A 13,307-nucleotide genomic window follows, 5' to 3' on the forward strand; every position below is an offset into this window, starting at 1 on the left:
CCTTCACCCCAGGCTGCCGAGCAGGGCATTGGCCTGCGCCGTCTGGGGCATTTCGCCGGCTGCCAGGCGGCGGTTGATGTCATTCACCACGGCCGGCAGCCCGTTGAGCGTATCGACCAGGTAGTGCGGTTGCGCCTCTTCGAACAGGGCCGCGATGCGCATGCGCTGGTACTGCAGTTGTTCGCCGGTCAGTGCCTGGTAGCCCTCCCAGCTCAGGCCCAGGGCGTTGCCTGAGCACATCAGGGCGACGGTCCACATGCCGGCACGCCGGCCTTCCAGAATACCCGGCAGCGTGTCGTCGACCTTGACGCACGCTGCAACGTCCTCGATGCCCAGCGCGATCACGTTGGCCAGCGCCTGGGCCGGCCAGGGGCGGCCGTTGGGTGTTTCATCCGTGGCTACCACGTGGTCGGCCACGTAACCGCTGCTGGCAGCCAGCGCGACCACCCTGTCCATCACGCGCTTGGGGTAGCCAGAGCATGAGCCGATCTTGAGGCCGCTCGCGCGCAGGCGCTTGAGCGTGTGCAATGCGCCGGGAACCAACGCCGAGTGCAGTGCGATCTTGTCGATCTGCAGGGGCATGAAGCGTTGGTAGATGGCCGTGACGTCTTCATCAGTAGGTAGCCGGCCAAAGGCTTGGCAATACTGTGAGGCGATGGTTGGCACATTGCACAACGTGCGGATGTGGTCCCATTTGCCCATGCCCATCGGGCCGCGGGCTTCTTCGAGTGTGAGGCTGACGCCGAATTCGGCGAAGGCCTCGACAAAAATCTGGGTAGGGGCAAAAGAACCGAAGTCGACTACGGTGCCGGCCCAGTCGAGGATGGCGGCCTGTAATTGCGCAGGGTTGCTGTACTTCATGGGTGCTGTTTCCAGATAGTCGATGGGGGTCAGATGTACCGGATGTGCAGGTCACGAAGTACCTCTGCCACGGCGTTCACCGCTGCCTGCATGCGGTCCTGCGATACCGCGCCGATGCAGCCGACGCGGAAGGTGTCCACCTCGGTCAGCTTGCCTGGGTAGAGAATGAAGCCCTTGGCCTTGACCCCTTCGTAGAAGTCCTTGAAGCGATAGCGGGCATCGCGCGGCGCATGGAAGGTGACGATGATGGGTGCCTGGACTTCGGCGGGCAAAAAGCGGCGCAGCCCCAGCTCAGCCATGCCTTGCAGCAGGCATTCGCAGTTTTCGGCATAGCGGCGCGCCCGTGCGGGCAGGCCGCCTTGCTCGGCATATTGCTGCAGGGCTTCGTGCAGGGCAGCTACCACGTGGGTGGGAGGTGTGAAGCGCCATTGGCCGGTGCTGGCCATGTAGGCCTGCTGGTCGCAGAGGTCCAGCGCCAGCGAGTGGGCATTGCCTGCCGCGGCTGCCAGCGCGTGCTTCTGGGCGAGCACGAACGCCATGCCCGGCACCCCCTCCAGGCATTTTCCCGAGGCGGCGATCAGCGCTTCGAAGGGTGTGCTGCTGGCGTCTATCGGGATGGCGCCGAACGAGCTCATGGCATCGATGATCAGGCGCTTGCCATGCCTGCTCACCACCTGTGCGATCAGCTCCAGCGGGTTGCGGATGCCGGTGCTGGTTTCGCAGTGAACCAGCACCACATGGGTGACATCGGCGTGCTCAGTGAGCAGCCGATCGACCTGCGCGGCGCTCACAGCCTGGTCTTCGGCGGTTTTGAACGGCAGGCAGGTGCGCCCGAGTACCCGGCAGATGTTGGCGATGCGGCGGCCGTAGGCGCCATTGATCAGCACCAGCACCTTGCCTGCGCGGGGTACCAGGGTACCGATGGCCGCTTCCACCGCGAACGTGCCGCTGCCTTGCAGCGGTACGCAGTGATGGGTGGCGTTGGCGCTGGCGATGGCCAACAGTTGTTCGCACACGCGGTGGGTGATGCGGTTGAAATCCTCGTCCCAGGAGCCCCAGTCCACCAGCATGGCTTGGCGGGTGCGCAGGGAAGTGGTGAGGGGGCCGGGGGTTAAAAGAGTGGGCGCGGTGCTCATGGGGGATGCCTCGTCAGCAGTGGCCGGGGTTGTGGCATGAGGTTGCAATCGGTGCGGCCATCAATCAAATTGCTTGTTCCGATGCCAGCCATAAGCCAGGCCGATATCCATGAATCTGTTTCAGCTTCGCGCGTTCGACGCCGTGGCCCGCGAGGGCAGCTTCACCCGCGCCGCTGCGCGCCTGTTCATCAGCCAGCCGGCCGTTACCGGGCATGTGAAGGCACTGGAAGAGCACTACCAGGTCACGTTGTTGCGCCGCACTGCCAGGCGGGTGGAACTGACCGAAGCGGGCGTGCGGCTGGCAGCCGTGACACGCGCGATGTTCGGCCTGGCCGACGAGGCGAAGGCCATGCTCGAAGCCAACCAGCAACTGCTGAGTGGGCGCCTGGAGGTGGCTGCCGACAGCCCGCACCGCGTCATGCCGATTCTGGCGCAGCTGCGCCAGGCTCATCCGGGTGTCACCGTCAGCCTGCGCCTGGGCAATGCGCGTGAAACCCTGGCGGCCTTGCTCAGCGAGCACGTCGATGTGGCAGTGCTCACAGACACCGAGCCGCACAAGGCGCTCTACCTCCAACCGCTGTGCCAGTCCCGTATTTGCGCCCTGCTGCCGGCCGGCCATGCCTGGGCTGCGAGCGCTGGCGACCTGCCGCTCAGCAGGCTCGATCAGCAGGCCATGGTGCTGCGCGAGCAGGGTTCCACTACCCGCCGCACCTTCGACGAGGCTTGCGCCGCGGCGCGGCTACAACTGCGTGTGCTGCTGGAATTGGGCAGCCGGGAAGCTGTGGTCGAGGCAGTGGCCGCCGAGCTGGGCATCGGTATCGTCTCGTCCACCGAAGCCCCCCACGACCCGCGCGTGGTGGTGCGCCCGTTGAGCGGTGCAGCGCTGGTCAACCAGCATTGGGTGGGCTGCCTGGAGCGGCGGCGGGGGCTGCGCTTGATCCAGGTGTTCATGGACGTGTCGCAGGCACAGCGGGCGGGCTAGGACGCGGTTCCGCCTGCCCAGGTTGTGGCGGATGGGCAAAGGTGCCGGGCTCTCAACCATCTGGAGCCCACCATGGCCAACCCTGCCGCCACCACCGATCACATCGACGGCTTCATTGCCGAACACTTGCCCGACTGGTTGCACGCTGCCTCGGTCGAGCAGATCGTCGCCCTGCGTACACGTTTCGAAGAGCACCGCGTTATCGAGCAGCGCCTGCAGACGGTCTTCAACCGCCTGGTCTCACCGGAACACTTCGCCCGGGCAGCACTGACCGAAATGCTCGAGCAGACATTCAAGCTCAAGCTCGACCTTGCCCACACGTTGTGGCGCGAGCGCTGGGAAAACTACAGCCTCATGGGGGGCGAGTCACTGCGCAACCATGATACCTACGACCCGGCCATGAGCCACTTGATGCAGAACTTCCCGTCAGGCGCCAGCTTCAATTCCAAAACTGGCCTGGTCTCTGTCGCCCATCGTACTGCCGCCAACCCCCCGGAGGTACTTGTAGACACCGCGCAGCTGGCCGTGGCGTGTCGCAAGGCGGATGTGGGCAAGCGCTACCAGCAGTACCTCGACGGCTTTCTGGATAACTCGGTTACCACATTCATGGCGCAGGACCAGCGCAAGCGCCTGGCCCTGGCAGTGGAGCTGGCAGGGTTGCAGCAAGGCATCGATGAAGCGGATGTCGCCAACCTCGAACACACGCTTGGCGAACTGCCCGTCGCCAACGCCAAGCACCCCACAGTCTTGGTCAAGCACCTGTATGTGCTTGGCCATGCCATGCTCAATGGCCTGCTGATCGAGCTGTCGGACGCGGGCGCCCCCGAGCATGCCCGTCCCACGGCAGGCTTGCTGCTCTACCTGCCGCATCTGCCACTGCAACGGTTTGCAGACCTGGGCGCCTTGAACGCGCACATGGCCACGCTGCTGCGCAACCCCCACAACTATCCGGTACTGCTCGCCCAGGTTGCGTTGAGCGAGCGGGTTGCATTCGAGGGGCTGCTGAAAAAGCGCCTGAGTGATCCCGTGCCAGATCTGGAAGTCACCGGCAAGCCAGCGGGTACGCCGTTGTTCAGGGAACTGGCTGGCCTGCACGTGCAGCGCATCAAGGATGACGCCCGGTTCATCCTGGTGCCGGTGACCGATGTGGATGCGCAACAACGGCTCCATCGCCTGCAAACCCTGGAAGCGGTTGGCCTGAACCTGCTGCAGATGGCCTCGATGTTCGTGCCGCAACTGGGCACTCTGATGCTCGCGGCGACGGTTGGGCAGGTGATCGAGGAGGTGTACCAGGGGGTGAACGACTGGTCCCGGGGCCACCAGCATGAAGCCTTGGAGCACATGCTGGGCGTAGCCGAAGTAGTGGCGGTCAACGCGTTGGGTGCTGCGGGCGGGCACGCGGTCGCTCGCTCGTTCAAACGCAGCGCGTTCGTCGATGAACTGGTACCGGTGGAACCCAATGCTGAAACGGCGAACCTGTGGTCGCAAGACATCAAGCCGTTTCGGGCCGCGCAGGTGCCCAGCCGGGCGCTGCGCGGGCGTGACGGGCTGTTCCACTACGGTGACCGGCGCTGGTGGCTGAACGAGGGCCACTACCACGAGGTTCACAGGGACCCGCTCTCGCGCCAGTGGCGGCTGTTGCGCACTGACAGGCAAAAAGGTTTTGCGCCCACCCTGCAATGGAATGGGGAGTACGGTTGGCGCCTGTCGTGGCAACACCCGCAGGAGTGGCATGGTCAGGCAGCGCTGCTGGGGCGCTTGTGGCCGATCTCCCACGATTTCGATGCCGAGCGGATCAGCCAGGTGCTGAGCATTGCTGACGTTGATGAGCCCGCGCTGCGTCGGTTGGTCAGTGAGCAGCGTGTCATGCCTGTGCATTTACGTGACACCTTGGAGCGTTTTGCTGCCGACCGGCGCATCGACGAATTCTTCCGTTCCCTGCAGGTTGGCCAGGAGGTGCCTGACACACAGCTGCTGCAATGGTGCTCCGAGCAATTGGCCACCCTCCCGTCGACCCAGGATGCCAAGGTGCAGGCGATTCGCCAGCAGGCGCCGCCGCTACGTGAAAAACTGATGTTGCACCTGACCGACAAAGGCCAGGGCACGGCGGGCATGGACGTCATCCAGCGGGATTTCCCCGGTTTGCCACGTGCTTATGCCGCCGATCTGCTGCTCAATGCCAGTGCCGACCAGCAGGTACGCCTGAGCGCCACCGGTCGGTTGGACCTGGCCATGGCGGAGGCTGCCCGCCTGGCCCTGCAGAACGCCAGAGTGTGTCGAGCATTGCAAGGGCTTTATCTGAACAACGCGTACCATCCAGACACGGCGTCGCTGGTGTTCGCATTGCTGAGAAAGAGCCCAGGCTGGCCGCAGCAGGTCAACGTTCAGGTGCGCGAGGGTGGTGCCGGTGGGCGGTTGATCGCCGAGCTTTACCCGTCTGATTCGGCCAACCCGCCCAAGGTGCTGGTATGGGGTGAGGGCAAGATGACGGTGCATCAGAGCGGCCGGCCAGTGGAACTTGGCCAGGGCGGCGGTGGGGGCTTGCTCCAGGCGCTTTTGGACTGCTTGCCTGCAGCAGACAAGGCACGCCTGGGCTGGGCGGGCGAGGGCGGTGTGGCTGCGCTGCGTGACAGCTTGCAGCAGCGCCTGCCGACGGACCGCGCTGCACTGCGTCGTCTGATGGGTATCGAAGCGATCAAGCCCACATTCCGCTCCCCCGACCGGCTGCCCGATCGGCGCTTCGGGTACTTGCTCAGTGGCCGGGGCACGGGCAACCACCTCGCCGAGCGTACCCTGCAGGACCGTGTGCGCAGCCTTTACCCAGGCTTCAGCGAGCGCCAGCTGGAACTGTTTCTGAATGTGCTTGATGAGCAACCAGGCTCGCCCTTTACGGTTTTGCTGGACCTGGAGCGTGAATACGCACAACTAGACCAGGCGCTGGACCGGTGGACGGTCGACACGGCGGGCGCTGCCAGGCGCCCACAGCGGCGCATGGTCGCCGATGAGCTGCGCCGGTGCTGGCGCTTCCAGGGCCTGGCAGGCAGACGCCAACCCAATGGCGACCCGGGCATGGTCCTGGTGCTTTCCGGGATAGGCGCCGGAGATCTACCAGACCTGAGCGGGCAAGGGGGCCTCACTCATGTCAGTGAACTCAGCCTGGCGAACATGCAGCTGAGCGAAGTGCCGGCCGGGTTCATGTACCCATTTCGCAACGTGCGTGCGCTGAACGTGGACAACAATGCCCTGACCACATTGCCGCAAGCACTCAGCCGGCTGTTGCATCTGCAGGAGCTGATGCTTTCACGTAACAACCTGCATCTGGATGCCTCACATTTCGAGGTGCTGGCAGGTATGTCCAGGTTGAGTGTGCTGGATCTCAGCGAGAACCCCCTGGGCAGCTTCGGGCTGGCGCTGGACCGTTTGCCGCGCCTACGACAGCTGGGGCTGAGGGGGGCAGGCCTGACGGAGGTCCCGTCGCACCTGGAACACGCTGTATCGCTTGAGTACGTCGACCTGCGTGACAACCATATCACTGAGCTGCCGGCCTCGCTGAATGCGCAGCGGGCACAGTGGCGGCAACGAATCGCCCTGGCGGGCAACCCTTTGCCGGACATTTATCGAGACCTGTGGATCGATGCAAGCCGCACCTCCGACAGCGAAGCCAGCAGCGATGGGGATGCGTTTCACCTGAGCCGCTGGATGGAGCACCTTGACGCCGAGGCGCGAGCCCTGCGAACGGCCCAGTGGAACCGCCTGCTGACCGAGCCTGGCAGTGGTGATTTCTTTACCTTGGTGGGTGAGCTCACAGACACCAGCGACTTCCGCCTGGCACGTGGAGACCTGGAAGCGCGACTGTGGGCGATGTTTGACACAATCGAGCAGCACACCGGCCTGCGTGAGCAGACCTTTACCCTGGCCAGCGAGCCGCGCACATGTGTGGACAGCGTGATCTCAAGCTTCGGGCTGCTGGAGGTCAGGTTGCTGAGCGCGGCAGTGGAAGGGGCCGCTGGCGGTGATGCCGAGGGAGAGCTGCTGAGCCTTGCCCGGCGTTTTTTCCGTCTTGACCAGGTCGAGGCGTATGCAAGGCAGGCGATGAGCCAGCGCGAAACCGGTGGGGAGAATGTCGACCAGATCGAGGTCAGCCTGGCCTACCGGGTAGGGTTGGCCAGCAAACTGGACTTGCCGGGGCAGGCGCGGACCATGGAGTTCGAGTCTACCGCGGGTGTTAGCCAGCAGGATCTTGATGCTGCCGAGGCCCATGTGCGCCAGGCCGAGGCCAGCGATCAGCTGGTAACGGACATCAGCGAGCGAGGCTTCTGGAGCGATCACTTGCAGGCGCGCCATGGCGCTGTGTTCGAAGCAATCCGCGAGCCCTTCGCCGAACAGATGGAACGCTTGTACGCCGACCGGCAAAGCATGAGCGATGCCATATACGATCGCCGCGCCAAAGCCATTGCCAAGGCCTGTGACAGTGCAGTCAAGGCCAAGATGCTGGAGCTCACCCGCCAAGCGTTGGCCAGGCAGGCCGAGGCTTCGCTTGGCTGATGTGATGTTCGCGAGACCGTTGGCGAGCCTGCTGCGGCCCACCACCGGTTCACGCGCCAGGGTGGTGTTTTTTCGCCGTCGCTTTAAGATGGCTGGCATCGAGCAATCTGGGCAAGCGATGAGCGACAAAGACACCATTTCCATGCAACTGGTGCGTGAGGCGCTGCTGCAGGCCTGCCCGCCCGGTTGCCCGGTTGCGGGGCTGCTGAGCAAAGCCGGGATTGACCCGCAGCTGCTGCATGAAGCGAACGCACGGGTGCCGTCGACGGCCTATGCGCGCCTGTGGCGCCTGTTGGCACGACGCTGCAATGACGAGTTCTTTGCGATGGACCCGCGCGGCCTGCGCAGCGGCAGCCTGGCGTTTTTGTGCCGGGCGAGCATGGCCCAGCCCACCGTCGAGGCAGGGCTGGACACAGCCCTGGCCTTTCTCACGCTGATGCTCGAGGACCTGCAGCCAGGCCTGGTTCGCCAGCACAGCCTGGCCGAAATCGTCATCAACGAACCCCGTGATGAGCCGCGCCGGGCCTTCACCTACTTTACCTTCTGGATGATCGTGCACGGTGTGGCTTGCTGGTTGGCGGGGCGACGCATCCCTATTCTGGCCATTGAGCTGCGCTGTGCCGAGCCCCCGTTCTGCGACGACTACCGGGTCATGTTTTCTGAAAACCTGCAGTTCGGGCGCCCGCGAACGCGCATGATCATTGCCGCAGACTGCCTGGCCCAGCCCATACGGCGAAGCGAAAGCGAGCTGCAGCGGTTTCTTGCGCAGGCGCCAGGCAACATTCTGGTCAAATACCGGGACCCTGCCAGCCTGGCTCAACGGGTACGCCACGGCTTGCTGGCCAGGCACCCGTCTTCATGGCCAGATGCCGATGAACTGGCGCGGCAACTGTGCCTGTCTGCCTCCACGCTACGTCGCCGGTTGGCGGACGAAGGCCACAGTTACCAGGGGCTGAAGGACAGCGTGCGGCGGCAACTGGCAATCGCCTGGCTGGCCGAAGGGCAGTTGGACATGTTCGAAATTGCGGCGCGGCTGGGCTTCGCGGATGCCAGCTCGTTCTACAAGGCGTTTCGCAAGTGGTTTGGTTGCAACCCAGGGCATTACCGCAGCCTTGTGCTGGGTAATGACGAGGTGAGTGAGGGGGTGTTTCCTGCTGCCGGTCAGTAGGTAAGGGCGACAGAGTTGGGTGGTCAGCCCTCTTTCTGGACCAAGCCCCATGACCGACAGCGCAACGCCCCCGCTCTCCACTGCACAGCGCAACGCCAAGATGGCACGTGCTGCCCATGATTTCATCGGCGCCCGCCTGCCCGCATGGCTGAAGCAGGCATCGCCAGCCCAGATCAACCGCCTGCGCGATCGTTTCAAGGCGCATCACGCCAGCCAGGTGCACGTACGCTCTGCCACACGCCGATTGATTCCGTTACAAAGCTTTGCCCAGCTGCACATGCAACGTCTGGTCGAGGGCCTGCCGGGCAGCCCGGGCCTGGAAAAACTGCAGTGGCTCGAAATCCGTCGCAGGTTCGCGGTGCCACCGGGGGTCGCCCTGCCGGTGCAAGCCGTCATCGAGTGGCGAGAACCTGCGGTGTTGCGGTTGATGCAGAATTTCGAAGACAAGGCCAGTTTTTATCAGGGCAGTGGCTTGGTGATGGAAGGCGAGAGTACCCCGCTTTCCGGGGATACCGAGGCCTTGGTGCTGGCCTGCCGCAGGCTGGATGCTGGTGAGCTTTATCAACGCCTGCTGACGCAGGTGTTTACCGAGCAGGCCTGTGAAGCGTTGGCCCAGGACAAACGTGCAGCCCTGAGCCTGGCGACCGAAATTGCCGCACTGCGCGGTGACCTTACCGCGCCTCAGCAGCTTGCACTCGCGCACATCGCCAGCAGCGATGCAGGCAGCCTGGACCTTCATGGGTATCCAGGCCTGTTCAGTGTGCTGGGGCACACCTTGGCCGATGCCTTGCTGATCCAGCTGCGCGATGCACGCGGTAACGACCAGGGTCTGGTCTTGTACCTGCCCAGCGATCCCACGCAGGCCTTACGCTACTTTTCCTCTGCTGCACGGATGAACGCCGCATTGGCCGATGCCTTGCGCGAGCCGGGGTACCGTAGCTATCTCAGCCAGTTGGTGGCCGTGCAGGACCGCGCCGCATTTTTGCAGTTGCTGGGTAAACGGCTGGCCGACCCCGTGCCAGACCTGGCGCTGGAGGGCGTGCCTCAGGTCGGGGATATTTTCAGCATGCTGGTCATGCAGCAGGTGCAACGGGTAAAGGACGATGCCCGGCTGTTACTGGTGCCCACCGCGCAGGTCGATCAACAGGCGTCGGCAAGGTTGCGCGAGCAGTGGGTATCTGTCGGCCTGGGCCTCGCCAACCTGGCAGGGCTGTTCATCCCGCTGGTCGGGGCCATGTTGCTGGGGCAACTGGTGGTTCAGACGCTTGCTGAGGTTTTCGAGGGCGCAGCCGACTGGTACCACGGGCACCAGCATGAGGCACTGGAACACATGTTGGGCGTAGCAGAAACGTTGGCGGTGACGGCAGCGGTTGCAGCAGGCGTGAACATCACGGCCCGCGGTTTCGCCGCCAGTGAATTTGTTGAAGGCTTGGAACCGGTTGTGCTCGGTGACGGCCGCAAGCGGCTGTGGGCCAATGACCTGAAGCCTTATGCGCTGACGCCCGAGTATCCTCAACTGTCTGCGGATGGGCTGTACCGGGATCAGGGGCACAGGTTGCTTCGCGTTGGCCAGCACTACTATCCCGTGCACCGCCCGCAAGGCGATGGCCCTTGGCGTATTTGCCACCCTCGACGCCCAGGCGGCTATGGGCCGAGCATCGAGGCATTTGGCAGCCGCAGTTGGCGATTGACCGATACACGCCCGCTTGAGCAGCCGAACCCTGGGGAGTTGCTCAACAGCCTGTGGCCCTTGCACAGCCCGCTGGATGAAACGGACGCCTCCCGCGTTCTGCGTGCAGCAGGTGTCGACATGGATGAGCTGCGCGGTCTGCAGGTGGAGTGCCGGGATACGCCTGCAAACCTGCACGATACCCTGCTGCGGTTTAGCGCTGACAGGCGTATCGGCAATTTCTTCGCGGGGCTGCAGGCAGGTTCGATACCCCGCGATGATGCTCAGGTTCTAGCGTGGTGCCTCAACGAGCGTGGCATATCGCTGGAGGCCGATGCCCGTGATGAACTGCTGGCCGCGGCACCTCGGCTACGCAGGCGTCTGTTCGATCATTTGTGCCGCCAGGAGGCTGACGGCGACCCACTGCTGGCGGTGATGGCGCAAGACTTGCCAGGGCTGCCCGTAACCTATGCCCAGGCATTGGCCCACGAAATGGGCGCCGCTGAACGACAGCTTGCGTTGGCCGAAGGCAAGTTGCCGTTGCGTAGCCTGCGGCAGGGCGCAGCGCTGTTGCGCGTGGCTCGGCTGAATCGCGCTGTCTGCGGCTTGTATCTGGATCATGCCTATTGCGATGAGGGCGGTGAGCTTGTGTTCGCATTGTTGGCCCGGCAGGAAGGTTGGCCGCCCCGATACCTGGAACTCTGGAGCATGGATGATCCAGGGCGTCGTATCGCTGTGCTGGGCGAGCGGAAGGGGAATGCAGCTGTGCTCAGGGTGGTACACCGGGGTGGGCTTTTCCAGTTACGCGAAGAGGTGGCCCCAGGCTACGGTGCGTTGGTGCATGAGTCGGATAGCCTGTTCGAATGCCTGGTGGCGGTGTTGACGCCTGCGCAGTCAGAAGGCCTTGGGCTGGCGGGCATCCAGCCGGTCACGGCGTTGCGCAAGCAGTTGATCAAGCACCTTCCGGCCAGCCACGACGGGATCGCCCGCATGCTCGGGTGGGCGCCCCGAGCCCGCTGGTTCAACCCTGGTCGGCGCATGCCCGACGGCCGTGTCGGCTACCCATTAAGTGGGCGCCTGCCTCGGTACCCAAGCCCCCAGCGCGTACTGCGCGAGCGTTTACGTAATCTGTACCCAGGGTTGGACGATACCCAGATCGATGAGCAACTGAACCGCTTGCTGGGAGGGCAGCGCTCTGTCTACGACGCTTTGCTTGAGCTGGAGGAGGACTTTGCCGACCTTGAACGGCATCTGAACCGATGGGCCAGCTTCGAGTTCGACCCTGCACGCCAAGCTGTGCGCCAGCAGGTGGCGGCGCGGCTGCGCCGGGCATGGCGGCTGCAAGGGGAACCCTGGGGCAGCGACGGGCAGGGCCAGCGGCTGAGCCTGATCAACCTGAACCTGGCCAGCCTGCCGGAGTTGCCCGGGCACATCGATTTCCCCCAGATCAGGGCGCTGGTGGTCCGCGATGTACCCATCACCCATGTGCCTACAGATTTTCTTCGTGCATTCAGTGGCCTGCGTGAGCTGACCCTTTCCAACAACCGCCTGCTGCAGGTACCGGTCGGCCTCGCTTACCTTGTAGAGCTACGCACGCTGCGTCTGGGGCACAACCGCATTCGTCTGAGCCGCAATGCCCTGGATGTAATGAATGGCCTGCCCCACCTGCGCTCGCTGGACTTGAGCTACAACCCGCTTGGGGCCTTCCATGTGCGCTACAACCAGTTGCCCCACCTGGTTGAGCTGAACCTGCGCCATTGCCAACTGGGTGAATGGCCATCGGGGCTGGAGCTGTGTGCAGGCCTGGAACGGGCAGACCTGCGGGACAACCAGTTGGGTCTGGTGCCGCAGGCAATCCTTTCAATGCCCCACGTGCAACGGCTCGGCCTGATGGTCGACCGTAACCGCTTGAGCATGGCAGACATTCAGCAGCTCTTCGCACTCGACACCATCGCCGAGCACTTCCACTTGCCTGAGGCCCGGCGGGCCATCGAGCCGACGGCTACCCGTCAGCTTTGGCTGGATGCCATCGGTTTGCAGCAGACGCCTGGCCGGCAGGCGCTGTGGGACCGCGTCATGGCAATGCCGCGCAGTGGCGGCCTGCTCAGAGTGCTCAGCCGCCTGCAGGATACGGGCGACTACCAGCAAGCCTCGTTCTACCTTGGCGAGCGAGTCTGGTCGGTACTTGAAGCGATTGATGGCAACGCTCAATTGCGACAGCGCGTCTTCAGCCTGGCCGAATTGCCGTTGACCTGTGCCAACACGGTCGCTGACCGGTTCTGTGAGCTGCAACTGAGGGTGCTGGCCGAGGCGGCCGAGCATTATACGCTGCCGGACCGAACCAATGACCTGCTCATGCTCGGCCAGCAGTTGTTTCGCCTGGAACGGCTGGAGCAGGTGGTCAGGCGCGATATCCTGCAGCGGTTGGCCGCTCGCGAATGGGTCGACCAGATCGCGCTCAGCCTGCAGTACCGCGTGCGTTTGCGGGTGCGGCTGAACCTGCCGTGCCAGCCCCGGGCGATGCGCTACGAGGAGGCCGCCAACGTGACCCAGGCCCAGCTCGACCAGGCCTGCCAGGAGGTGCTGTCGGCGCAGCCGCCTGACGCACTGGCTGTCAGCCTGGCCCAGCGTACGTTCTGGGAGCGTTGCATGGAAACCCTGCATCCCCAAGCCTTCGCGTCACTCGATATAAATCTGGCCGCCCGCCGCGCTACCTTGGCTGCGCGACAAGGCGAGTTGCCTGCTGATCAATACCAGTTGGAGTGGGACGACCTTGAGATCGAGCACGCTGGGAATCGACAGATGCTTGTTCAGGAACTGACGCGGCAGTTGCTGTTGGGCCGGGAGCGGGGCCTGGGCTGACGCCCTCAGCGGCCAAACCGGTCAGCCACATTGACAGCTTTGGCCATTGCCCCAGCGCCTGGCCGGCGCGAACATCGTCGGACC

The 13,307-nt window shown here is 64.1% G+C and carries 6 protein-coding genes; 4 read left to right on the forward strand and 2 right to left on the reverse strand.

The features are described from left to right. Positions 1-3: 3 nt before the first annotated feature. A complete protein-coding gene (gene phnX / locus APH25_RS22705) occupies positions 4-861 on the reverse strand; it encodes a phosphonoacetaldehyde hydrolase (protein ID WP_060483489.1) in 858 nt (285 codons plus the stop codon). Between the two features lie 29 nt (positions 862-890). Next, positions 891-1,997 carry a 2-aminoethylphosphonate--pyruvate transaminase gene (locus tag APH25_RS22710; RefSeq protein WP_060483490.1) on the reverse strand — a complete coding sequence of 369 codons (1,107 nt, stop codon included), beginning with the start codon at positions 1,995-1,997 and terminating at the stop codon, positions 891-893. A 109-nt stretch (positions 1,998-2,106) separates the two neighbouring features. Between APH25_RS22710 and APH25_RS22715 the strand changes: the two genes are divergently transcribed. From APH25_RS22715 to APH25_RS22730, 4 genes are all read left to right on the forward strand, one after another. Continuing rightward, positions 2,107-2,979, forward strand: coding sequence for a LysR substrate-binding domain-containing protein (locus APH25_RS22715; protein WP_060483491.1), 873 nt, complete (start codon positions 2,107-2,109; stop codon positions 2,977-2,979). A 72-nt stretch (positions 2,980-3,051) separates the two neighbouring features. Further along, positions 3,052-7,524, forward strand: a complete 4,473-nt coding sequence (locus tag APH25_RS22720) for an NEL-type E3 ubiquitin ligase domain-containing protein (protein WP_060483492.1) — start codon at positions 3,052-3,054, stop codon at positions 7,522-7,524. 118 nt (positions 7,525-7,642) lie between these two features. Next, the gene (locus tag APH25_RS22725) at positions 7,643-8,692 is read left to right on the forward strand and encodes an AraC family transcriptional regulator (RefSeq protein WP_060483511.1); all 1,050 of its coding nucleotides are present in this window, start codon (positions 7,643-7,645) and stop codon (positions 8,690-8,692) included. Between the two features lie 49 nt (positions 8,693-8,741). After that, a complete protein-coding gene (locus tag APH25_RS22730; RefSeq protein WP_060483493.1) occupies positions 8,742-13,223 on the forward strand; it encodes an NEL-type E3 ubiquitin ligase domain-containing protein in 4,482 nt (1,493 codons plus the stop codon). Positions 13,224-13,307 lie beyond the last annotated feature (84 nt).

Source organism: Pseudomonas sp. NBRC 111119 (genome assembly GCF_001320125.1).
Lineage (GTDB): Bacteria > Pseudomonadota > Gammaproteobacteria > Pseudomonadales > Pseudomonadaceae > Aquipseudomonas > Aquipseudomonas parafulva.

Bases quoted from the DNA above. Each gene is read 5' to 3' on its own strand.
- phnX (WP_060483489.1), bottom strand. From the start codon at position 861: ATGAAGTACAGCAACCCTGCGCAATTACAGGCCGCCATCCTCGACTGG.
- APH25_RS22710 (WP_060483490.1), bottom strand. From the start codon at position 1,997: ATGAGCACCGCGCCCACTCTTTTAACCCCCGGCCCCCTCACCACTTCC.
- APH25_RS22715 (WP_060483491.1), top strand. From the start codon at position 2,107: ATGAATCTGTTTCAGCTTCGCGCGTTCGACGCCGTGGCCCGCGAGGGC.
- APH25_RS22720 (WP_060483492.1), top strand. From the start codon at position 3,052: ATGGCCAACCCTGCCGCCACCACCGATCACATCGACGGCTTCATTGCC.
- APH25_RS22725 (WP_060483511.1), top strand. From the start codon at position 7,643: ATGAGCGACAAAGACACCATTTCCATGCAACTGGTGCGTGAGGCGCTG.
- APH25_RS22730 (WP_060483493.1), top strand. From the start codon at position 8,742: ATGACCGACAGCGCAACGCCCCCGCTCTCCACTGCACAGCGCAACGCC.